At 63.0% G+C, this 16,628-nt stretch carries 15 protein-coding genes; 11 read left to right on the top strand and 4 right to left on the bottom strand.

Annotated elements, in window-relative coordinates; all coding sequences use genetic code 11:
* Positions 1-19: 19 nt before the first annotated feature.
* Together I2C21_RS01250 and I2C21_RS01245 are read right to left on the bottom strand one after the other, a co-directional pair.
* Positions 20-1,357: an S-layer homology domain-containing protein gene (locus I2C21_RS01250; RefSeq protein ID WP_193537617.1), complete on the bottom strand. Its 1,338-nt coding sequence runs from the start codon at positions 1,355-1,357 to the stop codon at positions 20-22.
* Between the two features lie 75 nt (positions 1,358-1,432).
* A complete protein-coding gene (locus I2C21_RS01245) occupies positions 1,433-2,716 on the bottom strand; it encodes an FtsW/RodA/SpoVE family cell cycle protein (protein ID WP_286167179.1) in 1,284 nt (427 codons plus the stop codon).
* An 85-nt stretch (positions 2,717-2,801) separates the two neighbouring features.
* On the opposite strand from I2C21_RS01245, the gene tsaE reads away from it, so the two are divergent.
* The 5 genes from tsaE to I2C21_RS01220 all read left to right on the top strand — a co-directional run bounded on the left by tsaE (position 2,802) and on the right by I2C21_RS01220 (position 7,614).
* Positions 2,802-3,251: a tRNA (adenosine(37)-N6)-threonylcarbamoyltransferase complex ATPase subunit type 1 TsaE gene (gene tsaE, locus I2C21_RS01240; protein WP_186962788.1), complete on the top strand. Its 450-nt coding sequence runs from the start codon at positions 2,802-2,804 to the stop codon at positions 3,249-3,251.
* The gene (tsaB, locus tag I2C21_RS01235; RefSeq protein WP_235964259.1) at positions 3,248-3,973 is read left to right on the top strand and encodes a tRNA (adenosine(37)-N6)-threonylcarbamoyltransferase complex dimerization subunit type 1 TsaB; all 726 of its coding nucleotides are present in this window, start codon (positions 3,248-3,250) and stop codon (positions 3,971-3,973) included. The genes tsaE and tsaB overlap by 4 nt, the downstream gene beginning before the upstream one ends.
* Before the next feature lie 20 nt (positions 3,974-3,993).
* The gene (upp, locus tag I2C21_RS01230) at positions 3,994-4,623 is read left to right on the top strand and encodes a uracil phosphoribosyltransferase (protein ID WP_101694001.1); all 630 of its coding nucleotides are present in this window, start codon (positions 3,994-3,996) and stop codon (positions 4,621-4,623) included.
* A 76-nt stretch (positions 4,624-4,699) separates the two neighbouring features.
* Complete coding sequence (eutH, locus tag I2C21_RS01225; RefSeq protein ID WP_195278294.1) at positions 4,700-5,782, top strand: ethanolamine utilization protein EutH; 1,083 nt, start codon at positions 4,700-4,702, stop codon at positions 5,780-5,782.
* Between the two features lie 167 nt (positions 5,783-5,949).
* Positions 5,950-7,614 carry a formate--tetrahydrofolate ligase gene (locus tag I2C21_RS01220; RefSeq protein WP_101693477.1) on the top strand — a complete coding sequence of 555 codons (1,665 nt, stop codon included), beginning with the start codon at positions 5,950-5,952 and terminating at the stop codon, positions 7,612-7,614.
* A gap of 72 nt (positions 7,615-7,686) precedes the next feature.
* Here I2C21_RS01220 and I2C21_RS01215 read toward each other — a convergent pair whose 3' ends face one another.
* A complete protein-coding gene (locus I2C21_RS01215; RefSeq protein WP_195278293.1) occupies positions 7,687-9,270 on the bottom strand; it encodes an N-acetylmuramoyl-L-alanine amidase family protein in 1,584 nt (527 codons plus the stop codon).
* Between the two features lie 212 nt (positions 9,271-9,482).
* Between I2C21_RS01215 and I2C21_RS01210 the strand changes: the two genes are divergently transcribed.
* From I2C21_RS01210 to I2C21_RS01185, 6 genes are all read left to right on the top strand, one after another.
* The gene (locus I2C21_RS01210) at positions 9,483-11,714 is read left to right on the top strand and encodes a hydratase (RefSeq protein ID WP_195278292.1); all 2,232 of its coding nucleotides are present in this window, start codon (positions 9,483-9,485) and stop codon (positions 11,712-11,714) included.
* A gap of 94 nt (positions 11,715-11,808) precedes the next feature.
* On the top strand, positions 11,809-12,975 hold the full coding sequence (locus tag I2C21_RS01205) for an alanyl-tRNA editing protein (protein WP_195278291.1): 1,167 nt from the start codon (positions 11,809-11,811) through the stop codon (positions 12,973-12,975).
* Positions 12,976-13,108: 133 nt separating this feature from the next.
* Positions 13,109-14,656 carry a peptidylprolyl isomerase gene (locus tag I2C21_RS01200; RefSeq protein ID WP_195278290.1) on the top strand — a complete coding sequence of 516 codons (1,548 nt, stop codon included), beginning with the start codon at positions 13,109-13,111 and terminating at the stop codon, positions 14,654-14,656.
* A 116-nt stretch (positions 14,657-14,772) separates the two neighbouring features.
* Complete coding sequence (locus tag I2C21_RS01195; protein WP_101694000.1) at positions 14,773-15,468, top strand: tRNA threonylcarbamoyladenosine dehydratase; 696 nt, start codon at positions 14,773-14,775, stop codon at positions 15,466-15,468.
* A 65-nt stretch (positions 15,469-15,533) separates the two neighbouring features.
* Positions 15,534-15,914, top strand: a complete 381-nt coding sequence (locus I2C21_RS01190; protein WP_235964270.1) for a TSUP family transporter — start codon at positions 15,534-15,536, stop codon at positions 15,912-15,914.
* Positions 15,908-16,270, top strand: coding sequence for a sulfite exporter TauE/SafE family protein (locus I2C21_RS01185; RefSeq protein WP_186962782.1), 363 nt, complete (start codon positions 15,908-15,910; stop codon positions 16,268-16,270). Before I2C21_RS01190 ends, I2C21_RS01185 begins: the two co-directional genes overlap by 7 nt.
* On the opposite strand, the gene I2C21_RS01180 is transcribed toward I2C21_RS01185, so the two are convergent.
* Positions 16,267-16,572 (bottom strand): putative quinol monooxygenase, encoded by a 306-nt coding sequence (locus I2C21_RS01180; RefSeq protein ID WP_101693471.1) that lies wholly within the window; start codon positions 16,570-16,572, stop codon positions 16,267-16,269. The genes I2C21_RS01185 and I2C21_RS01180 overlap by 4 nt on opposite strands.
* Positions 16,573-16,628 lie beyond the last annotated feature (56 nt).

The following is a 16,628-nucleotide window of genomic DNA, read 5'->3' as shown; positions in this document are numbered from 1 at the left end:
TGCGGCGCGTTTTTGCATGTTACCAGGGAAGGAAGCTCCCGGTCTCCCGGTTTTCCAGTACGTTGAGCGCACCGACCAGAAGCTGGGCGGCCTCCGCCCGGGTCAGGGTGTTGGAAAGGGTAAGTGTGCCGTTGGACTCGGCCTGAAGGACGCCGCAGCTCTCCAGATTGGCCGCCGACTGGACCGCCCAGGCGGGCGCGCCGGTCAGATCCACGCCGAAAGTGGGCTGCGCCACGTCGGTGACCTGGAGCACCCGGTTGAGCAGTACGCTGGCCTCGGCCCGGGTCACGAGGGCCTGGGGCTGGAACACCACCTGTCCGTCGGCGCTCTGGGTCCCCTGGACCAGTCCTGCTTTGAGGGCGGAGGCCACATAGGGCTTGGCCCACTGGGGAATGGAGGTGTCGTCGGCAAAGCCGGTGCGGCTCACGTCCTCCAGGGCCTCCAGCCCGGTGGTATCCATCACCATAGCCACGAACTGGCTGCGGGTCACAGGCAGATCAGGCTGGAAGAAGTAGGAGTCCCCCATACATTCCCCCACAAAGATCCCCTCTTCGGCTAGACGAATGGCGGCGTTGGCGGCGGCGTGGCCGTCCATATCCGCATAGGTGACCTTGGTGGCCGGCTTCTCGATGGTGATGGTCACCTTGGCCGGAGCGGAGGTGTTGCCCACCGAGTCCACGGCCACGTAGGTGAAGGCGTCTTTTCCGGTCTTGCCCTCATAGGGCGTGTAGGTGAAGGTATTCTCCCCCTCGGCGGGCATGGTCACCGCGCCCCGGGCCGGCTTGCTGACCAGCTGGTAGGAGAGCAGATCTCCCTCGGGATCGGTGGCGGAGAACGGTGCGGTGAGTACGGTGTTTTTATAGGTGGAGAGCTCCAGATGCTGGGCCACCGGGGTGTTGTTCTCAGCGGAGAGAAGGTAGAGCCCTACCTCCACCTCCCGGCCGGACACACCGTTGGAGAAGACCGGGGCAAAGGTAAACTGCGAGGTGGCCGCGGTGGGCTGAGTGGAGGCGAGAAAGCGCAGTCCATCCACCGCGTCCATGGAGACGGAATCCCCCACGTTCAGCGGGATACCGGCCAGGGTGAGCACGCCGGCTGCGGCGTCGGGAAGGGAGGAGATGACCACGGCGTCCAGGGCCACATCTCCGTCGGCGTCCACCCGGAAATCCTCGGCGGAGAAGGAGATGGACTCTCCGGGCAGGCCGTTTTTGGCAAAGGCGGCCACCGTGGCCTCTCCGACCGATGTCTCCTCCTTGCCCCAGAACAGAAAAGCGGAGGCGGGAAGGGAGAAGGTCAGGGTGAGGGCGCACAGCGCACCCAGGGATACCAGGCGGCGGGTCAGTGCGGAATGCTTCAAAGAAAAAACCTCCTTGTTTGGAAAAATGGGATCACCCACAGTCTTTCCCAAAACAAGGAGGTTATGCGGTTTTTCCTATAATTTGCTCCGGTCCCGCAGCCAGCTGGGGAGGGAGCGCATTTTTACGCTGGATACGATGCCCATGGCGGCAAACATGGTGATGATGGAGGAGCCGCCGTAGCTCACGAAGGGGAGGGTCAGACCCACCACGGGGAAGATATACAGGCACATGGCGATGTTGACGCCCACCTGAGCCAGGAGCATTCCGGCATATCCCATCACCAGGTAGGCCGACTGGGGGGAACAGGCCCGCCGGGCCACCCAGATGCAGCGCAGGATAATGGAAGACATCAGGAGGAGCAGGAACACGCAGCCGATAAAGCCGAACTCCTCACCACAGACGGCGAAGATCTCGTCGTTGTACCGGGCGGGCAGGCTGGTGGCATAGGCGCTCTGGGTCAGGTTGCCATTGAGGTAACCCATGCCGGTGAGCTGGCCGCTGCCGATGGCGGTGATACTCTTGGTCTGCTGCCACCCGGTATCCATGGTCTGATCGTAGAGGGTATCCGGGTTGCCGGTGATGTGGTCCACCACCACCTTGATCCGGCGGAAGAAATAGATGCCGCTGAACTTGTCCCAGAACAGAACGATCAATACCACCATGGCGGCAAAGAGCAGGATGGCCAGGACAAACCAACGCTTCTTGACACCGGACACCCAGGCCACCACCACGAAGATGAAGAGATAGGTGAGTCCCATGCCGAAGTCGCCCGAGGCCACTGCGATCAGGCCGAACATCATCAGGGTATGTCCTGTGATTTGCATGACCGAGGGAATGGAGCTGATGTCATGCCCCCGGCTCTGGATGCGGCTGCACTGCCAGGCCAGAAGCAGGATAAAGGTGAGCTTGACGATCTCCGCAGGCTGGAGCTCAAAGGGGATACCGGGGATGGAGAGCCAGCTGCGGTTGCCCGTGCCGTGGTCCACACCGATGGGAGTGCGGGTGAGCAGCACAAAGCCGATGTTGAAGGCCAGAAGAAACTTCCAGGATTTTTCGGTAAAAAGCTCCACATCCACCGAGGACATCACAATATAGACCAGCACGCCCAGCACAATCGCGATGGACTGGACCGGCATGAAGCGGGTGCTCTCGGTATAGCGGGATGCGCTGTAAATGAGCACCAGTCCAAAGCCGCTGGCAGCCAGGCAGAGGGAGAGGAGCACAAGGTCGCCCTTGCGGAAAAACTCTTTCAGGGAATCGGTGAGCCAGGACAGAGAAAACGGCCTCCTTTCCAAATCGAACCAATCAGAAATCCGGAGCGCTTCCGCCGGGAAGCTCCGAGGAACGGCTCTTATCATATCACCTTTTTGGAGAGACGTAAACCGTTTTGCGCTTTCTTCAAAGATATGTTATAATATCCCCGGTTTGAAGGAGCGTGAATCCATGGAATATGTTTCCAATTGTGTGGACGATACCGAGGCGCTGGGGGAGGCCCTGGCGCGGGTGCTGACACCCGGGTCGGTGGTGGCCTTTTCCGGAGACCTGGGGGCGGGCAAGACGGCCTTTACCCGGGGGCTTGCCCGGGGCCTGGGCATCGCAGAGCGGGTGACCAGTCCCACCTTTACCATCGTCAACGAATATGAGGGCGGCCGTCTGCCGCTGTTTCACTTTGATATGTACCGCCTTGGCTCGGAGGAGGAGCTCTTTGACATCGGCTGGGAGGACTATCTGGCCCGGGGCGGCGTGTGTGCCGTAGAGTGGAGCGAAAATGTGGAGCGGGCCCTGGAAGCGGGCTGTATCCGGGTGGATATCCGCCGGGGAGCGGGAGAGGACCAGCGTCTCCTCACCATCACCGGGGCCCCCGCGCTCACGGAGAAGGAGGGGAGAGCATGAAGATTTTGGCACTGGAATCCTCGGCCACGGCCTGTTCCGTGGCGCTGTGTGAGGAGGAGAAGCTGATCGCCCAGTCCTTCCAGAACAACGGCCTGACCCACAGCCGCACGCTGATGCCCATGCTGGAGCATATGCTGGACAGCTGCGCTTCTACCCTGGATGAGATCGATCTCATCGCGGTGGCGGCTGGTCCGGGCTCCTTTACCGGGCTGCGGATCGGCGTGGCGGCGGCCAAGGGACTGGCCTGGCCGGCGGAAAAGCCCTGTGCGGGGGTCTCGACCCTGGAGGCCATGGCCTGGACCATGGCCCACACCGGCGGGGAGATCTGCGCCGTGATGGACGCCCGGCGCAGCCAGGTCTACAATGCCTGCTTCCAGGGAACGGGAGAGGGACTGGAGCGCCTCACGCCCGACCGGGCCATCGGCCTGCCGGAACTGGCGGCCGAGTTAAAAAACAGGGAAAATCCGCAAATTCTGGTTGGAGACGGCGCGCTTTTATGTTATACTACGTTTAAGGAACAGGGGCTGGATGTCCATTTGGCGCCGCCCCATCTGCGCTATCAGAGCGCCTGGGGAGTTGCCCGGGCGGCACTGGAGCAGGCCCGAACCGGGGCGCTGACCGACGCGCAGGGCCTGGTCCCTGTTTACCACCGCCTCTCTCAGGCGGAACGGGAGCGGCTGGAAAGGCTCCGGGCGGAGGAAGCCGCTGAGAAAACAAGATAAAAGGGGAAGATACCATGGACATGGAAAAGGTACACATTCTGGACCACCCGCTGCTGCAGCACAAGCTCTCCATCCTGCGGGATGAGCGCACCGGCTCCAAGGAGTTCCGGGAGGTCGTTTCCGAGATCGCCACCCTTATGTGCTATGAGGCCACCCGCGACCTGCCGCTGGAGGAGGTCGAGATCAAGACCCCCATCACCACCGCCAAGTTCAAGACCCTGGCGGGCAAGAAGCTGGCCATCGTTCCCGTGCTGCGGGCCGGCCTGGGCATGGTGGACGGCATTCTGGAGCTGCTCCCCGCCGCCAAGGTGGGCCACATCGGCCTGTACCGGGATCCCGAGACCCTGGAGCCCGTGGAGTACTACTGCAAGATGCCCAACGACATTGCCGAGCGTGACATCATCATCCTCGATCCCATGCTGGCTACCGGCGGCTCCGCCTCCGCGGCCATCCAGTTCATCAAGAACTATGATGTCAAGCACATCAAGCTGATGAACATCATCGCTGCCCCCGAGGGCATCGAGCGGGTCCACAAGGATCATCCCGACGTGGAGATCTATGTGGCCGCTGTGGATGAGAAGCTCAACGAGCACGGCTACATCGTGCCCGGCCTGGGCGATGCGGGCGACCGTATCTTCGGCACCAAGTAAGAATATCACACTGGATGAAGGGACGCCCCCGGTATATGCGCGGGGCGTCCCTCTTTTTATGGCGGGATGAGAGAATATGAATGGATTGATTGCGTTTCTGCTGGTTCTGGCGGCCCTGGGGCTGCTGGATCAGCTGCTGGGCGGCCGGATGGGACTGGCGGAGCCCTTTGGACGGGGTGTGGACTCCATGGGCAGGCTGGCCATCTCCCTGGTGGGGCTGTACTGTCTGGGCATCACCGCGGTGCGGGGCAATACCCAGGCGGTGGCGGCTCTCGCCGGAGTGCTCCCCTTTGACCCCTGCGTACTGGTGGGCTGCATCCTGGCCCCTGACCTGGGCGGGTGGTCCATTGCCCGGGAAATGGCGGGGAATCCGGCGGTAGGACGGTTTGCCGGTGTGATCGTCTCCTCCACATTGGGCTGTGCCCTGAGCTTTGTGCTGCCCCTCTCTCTGGCCGGGATCGGGCGGGAAGAGGTGGGAGCCATGATGCGGGGACTGGTGCTGGGGATCGTCACCCTCCCTACCGCCCTTCTGAGCGGAGGCATTTTGCTGGGCGTGGGATGGGGGGAGCTGGCAAGGACCTGTGCCCCCATTCTGCTGGTCTGTGCGGGGCTCTGCCTGGCCCTCTGGAAGGCCACCGGCCCCACTACCCGGGTACTTCTGCTGCTGGGCAACGGGGTGCGGGCGCTGAGCTTTGTGCTCTTCGCGCTGGTGGTGCTGGGACTCTTTCTCCCAGCGTGGAATCTCTCGGAGCCGGGGTTGGCGGAGGAGGCCCTTGTGGTGGTGCTGAAGATCACCGCGGTGGTCTGCGGGGCCATGGTGCTCTCCCGGCTGATCCTGGCCTGGTGCCAGGGACCCATCCGGCGCCTTGCGGGCTGGATGGGTGTGAATGAGTCCGCGGCGGTGGGTCTGATTTTGAGCCTGGCCACCAGTCTCTCCATGCTCCCTCTGTTCAGCCAGATGGACCCCAGAGGAAAGGCCATGAACGCCGCCTTTTCCGTGTCGGGCGCCTTTGCCCTGGGGGGACAGATGGCCTTTATCGCCAGCGTGGAGCCGGGACCGGTGGTGGCGACCTTTGTGGCCTCCAAGCTGCTGGGCGGCGTGTGTGCGCTGGGCGCAGCGGCCCTCTTCTATCCGCGGGTCAAGTCGGAGGGACAATAAGGGGGTCGGATGCCTTGAGAAGAAAATTTCAAAAACTAAACTGCCAAGTCTTGACAATGCCTCCGTTTCCGTGCTAGTATGGAAACAGAGTTTCCCGGAGTCGGGACATTCCATTGATTACATACAACAAACGGAAAGCGAACATGGATAAAGGAGGCTGTATTCCGATGAAAACGGATATCGAAATCGCGCAGGAAGCGAAAATGCTGCCCATCGCAGAAGTGGCCGCCAAGCTTGGAGTTGCCGAGGACATGCTGGAGCCCTATGGCCGCACCAAGGCCAAGCTGGATCTCAACCCCCTGCGAGAGATGCCTCGAAAGGCCAAGCTGGTGCTGGTGACCGCCATCAACCCCACGCCGGCAGGCGAGGGTAAGACCACCACCAGTGTGGGACTGGCCGATGCCCTGAATCAGCTGGGCAAAAAGGTCGTTCTCTGCCTGCGCGAGCCCAGCCTGGGCCCCGTGTTCGGTGTGAAGGGCGGCGCGGCCGGCGGTGGATATGCCCAGGTGGTCCCCATGGAGGAGATCAACCTCCACTTCACCGGTGACTTCCACGCCATCGGCGCGGCCAACAACCTGCTGGCCGCCATGCTGGATAACCACATTCAGCAGGGCAATGCGCTGGATATCGACGTGCGCAAGATCACCTGGAAGCGCGCGGTGGATATGAATGACCGTCAGCTGCGCAACATCATCTGTGGCCTGGGCGGCAAGCCCAACGGCGTGCCCCGTGAGGACGGATTCGACATCACGGTGGCCTCCGAGATCATGGCAGTTCTGTGCCTGGCCACCAGCCTGACCGATCTGAAGGCCCGCCTGGCCCGCATGGTCGTGGCCTATACCCGGGATGACAAGCCGGTCACCGCCCATGACCTGAAGGCCGAGGGAGCCATGGCCGCCCTCCTGAAGGACGCCATCAAGCCTAACCTGGTCCAGACCCTGGAGCACACCCCCGCGCTCATCCACGGCGGACCCTTTGCCAACATCGCCCACGGCTGTAACTCCATCATGGCCACCGACACCGGCATGAAGCTGGGCGACTATGTGGTCACCGAGGCGGGCTTCGGCGCCGACCTGGGTGCCGAGAAGTTCCTGGACATCAAGTGCCGCGCCGCGGGCTTCGCGCCCAGCGCCGTGGTGATCGTGGCCACCGTCCGCGCCCTGAAGCACCACGGCGGCGTGGCCAAGGCCGATCTGAATCAGGAGAACCTGACCGCGCTGGAGGCCGGCCTTCCCAACCTGCTCCAGCACGTGGAGAATGTGACCAAGGTCTTTGGCCTGCCCTGCGTGGTGGCCATCAATGCCTTCCCCACGGATACCGCCGCCGAGCTCAAGCTGGTGGAGGACAAGTGCAAGGAGCTGGGCGTCAACGTGGCCCTGTCCGAGGTGTGGGCCAAGGGCGGCGAGGGCGGCAAGGCCCTGGCCGAGGAAGTGGTCCGTCTGTGCGAGCAGCCCAACCAGTTCCGCTACTGCTATGAGTCAGACGCCTCCATTGAGGAGAAGCTCAACGCCATCGCCACCAAGATCTACCGGGCCGAGGGCGTGGATCTGACCCCCAACGCCAAGAAGCAGCTCAAGCAGCTGACCGAGCTGGGCTACGGCAATCTGCCCATCTGCATGGCCAAGACGCAGTACTCCTTCTCGGACGATCAGACTCTCCTGGGCGCTCCCAAGGGCTTCCGCATCACAGTGCGCAACCTGAAGGTCTCGGCGGGTGCCGGCTTCATCGTTGCACTGACCGGTGATATCATGACCATGCCCGGCCTGCCCAAGGTGCCGTCGGCGGAGAAGATCGATATCGACGAGAACGGCGTGATCTCCGGGCTGTTCTAAGCGTTCCATTCCGTGTTCATAAAAAAACCCTGTCCGGTGCGCAGTGCCCGGACAGGGTTTTTTGTTTTGTAATTATGAGGAAGAAGAGTTCAGGTACCGGATGATACCATCCGCCATGCCCTGAGCCAGAAGCTGCTGGTAGGCCGGGTCGGACAGGCGCATGAGCTCCTCATGGGAGGACATAAAGCCGGTCTCCACCAGAATGGCGGGCATTTTGGTCTGCCGCAGGACGGTATAGTCGGAGTTGTTCCGGATGCCGCGGTTGATGGCCCCGGTGGCCTCCGCCGTGGCGTCCTGGACGGCCTGGGCCAGTTTTTGGCCCTTGGTACTGCCTGTGGAATAGAAGGTGATGAGCCCCTGGTAATTCGTGTTGTTGGCCAAGGCGTTGCAGTGGATACTGATGAAGAGGTCGGCGTCCACCTCATTAGCCACCGCACAGCGGTCGGAGAGGGTCATGTAGACGTCACTCTCCCGGGTCATGATTACGTTGTAGCCCTCGTCCTCCAGAATGTCCCGCAGATAGAGACTGATGGGGAAGGTGAGATCCTTTTCCATGATCCCCTCGTAGTAGGCGCCGGAGGCGGAGCCGCCATGGCCGGGGTCGATCACGATAGTGGCCGTGGAGGGGTCGATGGGATCGGTGGGAATGTCCGGAGGAGGCGCCACATCCTCATAGTGGGAGGTCACCAGAACGCCGCCCACCTGCTTCTCTACGGTTATATTTTCCGAGTAGGTAAAGCCCTCCGCCAGGTCAAAGACCACGCGCACCGTGTGGGGATAGCTGTATCCCAGGTCGTCCCCGTGCTGGGCGTAGCGGACGGCGGTGATCACTTCGTTTTCCACGGTGATGCTGCCGCTGCCCGGGTCGATGACCGTGCCCAGAATATCCACGGCGACCCGGCTTCCCAGATCCACCACCCGGTATTCCGGCACGTGGTTTGTGGCAATAAAGACGGACTGGGCGTTGTCATCCTGCTCAATGCGCACGATGGTGCCCCGGTCCTCATGCTCCGGCGACGGTGTGGGAGTCGGCGTGGGAGTGGGAGTCGGTGTGGGCGTAGGCGTAGGAGTAGGAGTAGGAGTAGGAGTAGGAGTAGGGGTCGGCGTGGGGGTGGGAGTCGGAGTAACTGCACCGGTACGGATATCGGCAGTAAAGGTGTCATTATCCCAGAGGACCTCCGCACCCAGGGTCTCGGAGACAAACCGGAGGGGGACCATGGTGCTCTCTTTTCCGTTGTATTTGACGGCACCGGCCGGAACGCCGCCGGGCAGATCGGTAATCGTGCCGTTGACCGTTGCCTTGGAGGAGCCCAGGGTGAGCACGATGGTCTGACTCTCATTCTGGATGATGACCTGACGGGTGTCGTTGACCCAGAGCACATCGGCACCCAGGGCTTCCGAGACCAGACGCACCGGGACCAGAGTCCGCCCTGCGCCGCCGATGTACTGGATGAGGGCCGGGACGTCAGGCGGGGTAAGGGCCGTGCCGTCCAGCTGGAGCTGAACCAGATCGGTCTGGACAGGGGCGTCATAGCGCTTGGCGCTCTCACTGTAAAAAGAGACGCTCAACGTTCCCGCCGGTCCGGCCGCCTGGGCGGTGAGAAAGCCGGCCAGCAGACAGAGCATGGCGAGGAGACATAGGAAAGTTTTTTTCATGACGGACTCCTTTTCTGAGAATTGCAGACATAATTTTACCGGAAAGGAGCAAATCCGTCAACCGAATCCAGGAAAAATAGTTGACATAAATTTCGAAAGAACTTGTGCAAAATCGGGAAAGAAGGGGCTTGGAAGGGTTGCGCTCTCTGCCGCTTCTTGATACAATAAACTAAATCGCTAAATGAGAGCGACACCGTTTGGAGGGAAACCACATGATTCGAATCACACGTTCCGGCGTCTACTACCGTTCCGGCGCCTTCCTCTCGGAGGAGGAGGGCCGGACCGCCGGTCTGCCTGCCCCCGCCCAGGCCAGAGAGGGCACTATGGCCTACGGCATCCTCAAGGCCCACAACACCCTGGACACCATGGACCGTCTGGCCATCCGGTTCGATGCCATGGCCTCCCATGACATCACCTATGTGGGCATCATCCAGACCGCCCGGGCCTCCGGGCTGACGGAATTCCCGCTGCCCTATGTGCTCACCAACTGCCACAACTCCCTGTGCGCGGTGGGCGGCACCATCAACGAGGATGACCATGTCTTCGGCCTCTCGGCCGCCAAGAAGTACGGCGGTGAGTTTGTACCTGCCCATCAGGCGGTCATCCACTCCTATATGCGGGAGCGGTATGCCGCGCCGGGCAAGATGATCCTGGGTTCCGACTCCCACACCCGGTATGGCGCCTACGGTACCATGGCCATCGGCGAGGGCGGACCGGAGCTGGCCCGTCAGCTCCTGCGCAAGACCTATGACATCGCCTATCCCAAGGTCATCGGCATCCATCTCACCGGTGCGCCCCGGCCCGGCGTGGGTCCCCAGGATGTGGCCCTTGCCATCATCGGGGCCACCTTCCGGGAGGGCGTGGTGAAGAACGCCGTCATGGAGTTCTTTGGACCCGGCGTGGGGAGCCTGTCCATGGACTACCGCTCCGGCATCGACGTTATGACCACCGAGACTGCCTGCCTGTCCTCGGTGTGGAGCACCGACGAGACGACCCGCGCGCATCTGACTGCCCTGGGCCGGGGCGAGGAGTTCAAGGCCCAGGCCCCTGCGGACGGAGCCTGGTATGACGGCCTTCTGGAGGTGGACCTGTCCACGGTGGAGCCCATGATCGCCCTGCCCTTCCATCCCTCCAACGCCTATACCATCCGGGAGTTCAAGGCCAACGCCCGGGAGCTGCTCCGCCAGGTGGAGGCCGACGCGGCCGAACAGCTGGGGATCAAGGGCGCCGCGCCCCTCACCGACAAGCTGGTGAACGGACAGTTCCGGGTGGATCAGGGCGTCATCGCCGGCTGCTCGGGCGGTACTTATCAGAACCTGGTGCGCGCCGCCCAGATCCTGAAGGGGAGCGCCATCGGACCGGATGAGTTCTGGCTCTCCTGCTACCCCGGCTCCATGCCCATCAATCTGGAGCTGACCCGGCAGGGCTACATCGCCGACCTGATGGCGGCGGGTGCCTCCATCCGCTCCTGTTTCTGCGGCCCCTGCTTCGGCGCGGGAGACGTGCCCGCCAACGGCGCCTTCTCCATCCGCCACTCCACCCGCAACTTCCCCAACCGGGAGGGCTCTAAGCCCGGCGAGGGCCAGATCTCCTATGTGGCCCTGATGGACGCCCGCTCCATTGCGGCCACCGCCCGCAACGGCGGCGTGCTCACCGGGGCGGACGAGCTGCCCGACTGCCCGGCCGATCAGAAGGACGAGAGCTGGATCTATGACGATTCGGCCTACCGCTCCCGGGTCTATTTCGGCGTGGGGAAGGCAAAGCCCGAGACCGAGCTGGTCTACGGCCCCAACATCGCCGACTGGCCCGAGCAGATCCCCCTGCCGGAGAACCTGCTCCTCACGGCGGCGGCGGCCATCTACGATCCGGTGACCACCACCGATGAGCTGATCCCCTCCGGTGAGACCTCCTCCTATCGCTCCAACCCCCTGCGGCTGAGCGAGTTTGCCCTGTCCCGGAAGGATCCCCAGTATGTGCCCCGCGCCAAGGCCATCCTGGCGGAGGAGCGCAAGCGCCGCGCCGGAGAGGCCACCGACGCCCTCATGGGACGAGACCCCAAGACTACCGGCCTGGGTTCCTTCGTCATGGCCCTCAAGCCCGGCGACGGCTCCGCCCGGGAGCAGGCGGCTTCCTGCCAGCGGGTGCTGGGCGGCTGCGCCAACCTGTGCGCGGAGTTTGCCACCAAGCGCTACCGCTCCAATGTGGTGAACTGGGGCATGCTCCCCTTCATCGCCGAGGACGTGAAGGAATGGAACATCCAGCCCGGCGATCGGCTCTATCTGCCCGGGATTCGTGCCGCGCTGGAGCGGGGCGAGGAGAGCATCCAGGCCGTCCTGATCCAGAACGGAGCGGAGCGTCCGGTGACCCTCAAGCTGCCCGGCATCACCCAGGAAGAGCGGGAGATCATCCTGGCCGGATGCCTCATCAACTACTACGCCAAATAAGGTAAGCCATCGAAAAGACGGGGACCCGCGCCGCGGGTCCCCGCTTTTGACAAAAGACTTGTTTTCCAAGGGTTGAAAAGGAGAAATACGTACTATGATGACAGAGCGCGTGTATGATCTGGACAGTTATATCCGCTCGGTGGAGGCCACGGTTCTGGCCTGTGAGGAGCGGAAGGGCGGATGGCGGATCGCCCTGGACCGGACCTGTTTCTTTCCAGAGGGAGGCGGACAGTTCGGCGATGTGGGAAGCCTGTACCCGACGGAGGGAGAGCCCCTGTCCGTCACCGACACCCAGGAGGCGGAGGGCACGATCTGGCACCACACGGACCGTCCTCTGCCGGTGGGTACCCGCGTGCGGGGGGAGATCGACTGGGAGGTGCGTTTTTCTCGGATGCAGTGCCACACCGGAGAGCACATCGTCTCCGGGCTCTTCCACACCCTCTACGGACTGGAGAACGTGGGCTTTCATCTGGGAGATGAGGAAGTCACCATCGACCTGAGCGGGCCAGTGACCTGGGCGGACGTCCAGGAGGTAGAGCGCCGGGCCAACCGGGCAGTGGCGGAGAATGTCTCCGTGGTGTGCGCCTACCCCGCGCCGGAGGAGCTGGAGCACCTGGAATACCGCAGCAAGCTGGATCTGAAGGAGCACGTGCGCATCGTCACCATTTCCGGGTATGACCGGTGTGCCTGCTGCGCGCCCCATGTGGGGCGGACGGGGGAGGTGGGACTCATCCACCTGCTCTCCATGCAGAACTGGAAGGGGGGCGTGCGCCTGCGCATGCTCTGCGGCAGCCGGGCGGTGGAGGATGTGATGCGCAAGCAGGAGAGCATCACGGCCATTTCCAATCTGCTCTCGGCCAAGCAGGAGGACGTGGCGGAGGCCGCCCGCCGAATGAGCGGGGAGCTGGAACAGACCAAACTCCGCGCTGCCCGGCTGGGGCGGGCACTGGCCTGCGCCAAGGCGGAGCTTCTGCCCCGGGAGACCGAGCGGGTACTGGTTTTTGAAGAGTTGGACACCGACGGGCTCCGGGCGCTGGTCAACGCCGCCTTGGAGCGGGGGATCGGACTGTGCGCCGCCTTTGCCCCGGAGGAGGGACGCTTCCGCTATATTCTGGGCTCCGCGGGACGGGATCTCCGGCCGCTGGTCCGGGAGATGAATGCCGCCCTGGAGGGACGGGGCGGCGGCTCGGCCGGGATGGTCCAGGGCAGTGTCACCGCCGGCCGGGCGGCCATCGAAGCCTGGTGGGACAAGTGTGAATAAACCGTAAAAACTGGATGCAGCGGGCGGAGAAGCCGCCTTGGGACTTGAAAGAAAACGGCTTTTCCTGTATAATGTCAAGTTGTTTATGCGAAGACTACCCTTCGCGGGAATTACTACGAGAGGACTGAACAAAATGAGCGCATCCAGAGAAAAGAAGCAGCGCCAGGATGACCCCAACCAGGGGCTCACCCAGAAGCAGATCAAGGAGCGCAAGGAAGCTGCCATCAAGAAGCGGAATACGGTGATCTATACGGTCATCGGCGTGGTGGTGGCCGTCCTGGTGGTGGCCCTGCTGGTTTGGAATTCCGGCTTCTTCCAGAGCCGTACCGTCGCTATGACCATCAACGGACGGGATTACAGCCCCGCTGAGGTCTCCTACTACTATGGTCAGACCAAGCAGAGCTACGGCTATTATCTGTCCATGATGGGCTATGACTCCACCAAGTCCGACCGGGACCAGGTGGTGGACGAGGAGAGCGGCAAGACCTTCTATGATCTCTTTATGGAGCAGGCGAAGGCTACCATGATCAAGGAGGCCGCCCTGGCCGATGCGGCCCGGGAAGAGGGCGTGACTCTGACCGAGGAGAGCCAGGAGCAGCTGGAGACCGCCCTGGAGAGCTACCGCAGCGGCGCCAGCCAGAACGGCTACCCCAGCCTGAACAGCTTCCTCAAGGCCTACTTTGGTTCTTATATGAATGAAAAGGTCCTGCGCAGCTGCCTGGAGGAGAGCCTTCTGGCCTCTCAGTACCAGACCGCTTATTCCGACAGCCTGACCTATGATGACGCCGCGCTGGAGGAGTATTACACCGAGAACGCCGCGGACCTGGATACCTTCCGCTATCACACCATCTTCTTCAGCGGCACCGCGGAGAGCACCACCGATGAAGAGGGCAACACCGTGGAGCCCACGGAAGAGGAGCAGACCGCTGCGATGGAGGCGGCCAAGGCCAAGGCCGACGCCTTCCGGAGCGAAGTGGAGAAGTCTGACTTTGCCACGGCGGCCGAGGCGGCCAAGGCGGAGGACGAGGACCTCACCTATGAGGGAGAGATGAGCCATGTGGGCAGCGCCTTGGCCGGCCCCTATCAGGAGTGGCTCAGCGACAGCAGCCGTAAGGCCGGCGACATCACGGTGGTCGAGTCCGAGGGCTCCGGCTACTATGTGGTGCAGTTTGTGGAGCGCTTCCGCAATGAGGACGACTTCGGCACCGCCAATATCCGCCACATCCTGGTGAAGGCTGAGGTGGCCGAGGGGGCGGAGGAGCCCACCGAGGAGGCCATGCAGGCCGCCGAGGATAAGGCCCAGGAGATCCTGGATCAGTTCAAGGCGGGCGATCAGAGCGCCGACTCCTTTGCCGAGCTGGCCAAGGCCAACTCCGAGGACCCCGGCTCCAAGGACAACGGCGGCCTCTATGAGGATGTGACCCGGGACACCAGCTTCTTTGCCGATTTCCTGAACTGGATCTTTGCCGATGGCCGCAAGGTGGGCGACACCGGTCTGGTGGAGAATACCCAGTCCGGACAGCAGGGCTGGCATGTGATGTATCTGGACAGCGTGGGCGATCCTCTGTGGAAGTACACTGCGGAGAACGATCTGCGGGATGCCGACGTCCAGACCTGGCTGGAGGGCCTGCAGGAGGGCTATGAGGCTGTGGACGGCTCCGGTATCCAGTATATCGGCTGATCTGCACGAGACCATTTGAATTTGACAGCCTGAGGGGGCGGGGCATTGCCCCGCCCCTGTTTTATCGGGCGGAAGGAGTGAACACAGTGGGACAGGAAGCCTTTTTGCGTACGGAGATGATGCTGGGGGAGGCCGCCATGGAGCGGCTGTGGAACAGCCATGTGGCCGTGTTCGGTCTGGGCGGCGTGGGAAGCTGGGCCGTGGAGGCCCTGGCCCGGGCCGGGATCGGCGCGCTGACCCTGGTGGACCATGACGAGGTGGGAATGACTAACCTGAACCGGCAGCTGGGGGCCCTCCACTCCACCCTGGGGATGCCCAAGGCAGAGGCACTGGCCGCCCGGGTGAGAGATATCAGCCCGGATTGTCGGGTGACACCGGTGGTGAAACGGTATGAGGGAGCTTGCCGGGAGGAGTTTTTCGGCGAGCGCTATGATTTTGTGGTGGACGCCATCGACCTGGTCTCCTGCAAGCTGGATCTGATCCAGACCGCGCTGGAACGGGGGATCCCCATGATCTCGGCACTAGGCACGGGCAACAAGCTGGATCCCAGCCAGTTCCGCATCAGCGACATCTCCAAAACAGAGGGCTGTCCCCTGGCCCGGGTGGTGCGCAAGGAACTGCGCAATCGGGGGATCCATCACCACCGGGTGGTCTGGTCTCCCGAGCTGCCCGCCGTCACGGACCAGAGCGGGGAGGCCCCGCCGCCGGGACGCCGCAGCGTGCCCGCCAGCGTGTCCTGGGTGCCCTCCTGCGCGGGGCTAATGATGGCCGGCGATGTGATCATGACACTTGCCGGACGGAACCAGGCATAGAACGGAATCTGGAATAAAAGCATCCCTCCATTGGCAGACTGAGACCAATGGAGGGATGCTTTTTGATGAATCAGAATGGAAAAAAACAGCGGCTGCCCCTGGCCGCCCTGGTTGCAGGTGGATTGGCGGGGCTGGCAAACGGCTTTTTCGGCGGGGGAGGGGGGATGATCCTGGTGCCTATGCTCCTGGGTCGCTGTCAGCTGGAGCCCCGCCGGGCCTTCGCCACATCGGTGGCGGTGATCCTGCCCCTGTGCATGCTCTCGGCCGGGATCTACTGGCTCCGGGGCGGACTGGATCTGTCCCTGGCGCTGCCCTATCTGGTGGGGGGACTGGCAGGAGGATTCTTGGGCGGAAAGCTCTTCCGGGGGGTCAATATCCTGTGGCTGCGCCGGATTTTTGGCGCGTTCCTTCTCTACGGCGGGGGGAAGGCGCTGCTGGGATGGTAGCCTGGTGGGGGGCGGTGCTGGTGGGCGGGCTGACCGGCATCCTCTCCGGGTTCGGCGTGGGCGGGGGGACTCTTCTGCTCCTCTATCTCACCGCGGTCGCCGGAATCCCCCAGCACCTGGCCCAGGGGATCAACCTGCTCTATTTTCTGCCCACGGCGTCCACCGCCCTCGTTTCCCATGTGCGCAACGGGTATGTAGACAAAAAAACAGCGGTGCCCGCCATCCTGGCCGGACTGGCGGGCACCGCACTGGCGGCCTGGGTGGCCACAGGGCTGGAGGTGGAGCTGCTCCACCGGTGCTTTGGGGGCTTCCTGCTGGTGGTAGGGGTGCGGGAGCTCTTCGCCCGGCCCCGTTAACCCTTCTCTCCGGCGCTCACATCAAAGCGGCGGACATCCACCTGGGCCACGTGGGCCTGTTCCACCTGGTGGATGGCCTGGAAGGGAGCGCCCGCCATATGGGCGTCCAGATGGGCCTGGCTGTCCCAGTGCTCCAGCAGCACCAGCCGGTCGGGAGACTCCACGGCGGCAAAGAGCTCATACTGGAGACAGCCCGCCTCTCCGCGGACCTGTTCCAGAAGCTGATTCTGCTGAAGGGCGGCCAGGAAGGCCTCCCGGGCGCCGGGGTGGAGGGTGTAGGTCACATTGAGCACGATATGCATGAGAAAAGACTCCTTTCCAAAACATGATGTGCGGGGATGCACGCCGGAGGAGATGG

This window comes from Clostridium sp. J1101437_171009_A5 (genome assembly GCF_015547905.1).
Lineage (GTDB): Bacteria > Bacillota > Clostridia > Oscillospirales > Oscillospiraceae > Pseudoflavonifractor_A > Pseudoflavonifractor_A gallinarum.
This window is presented reverse-complemented; position numbering and strand designations above follow the sequence as displayed.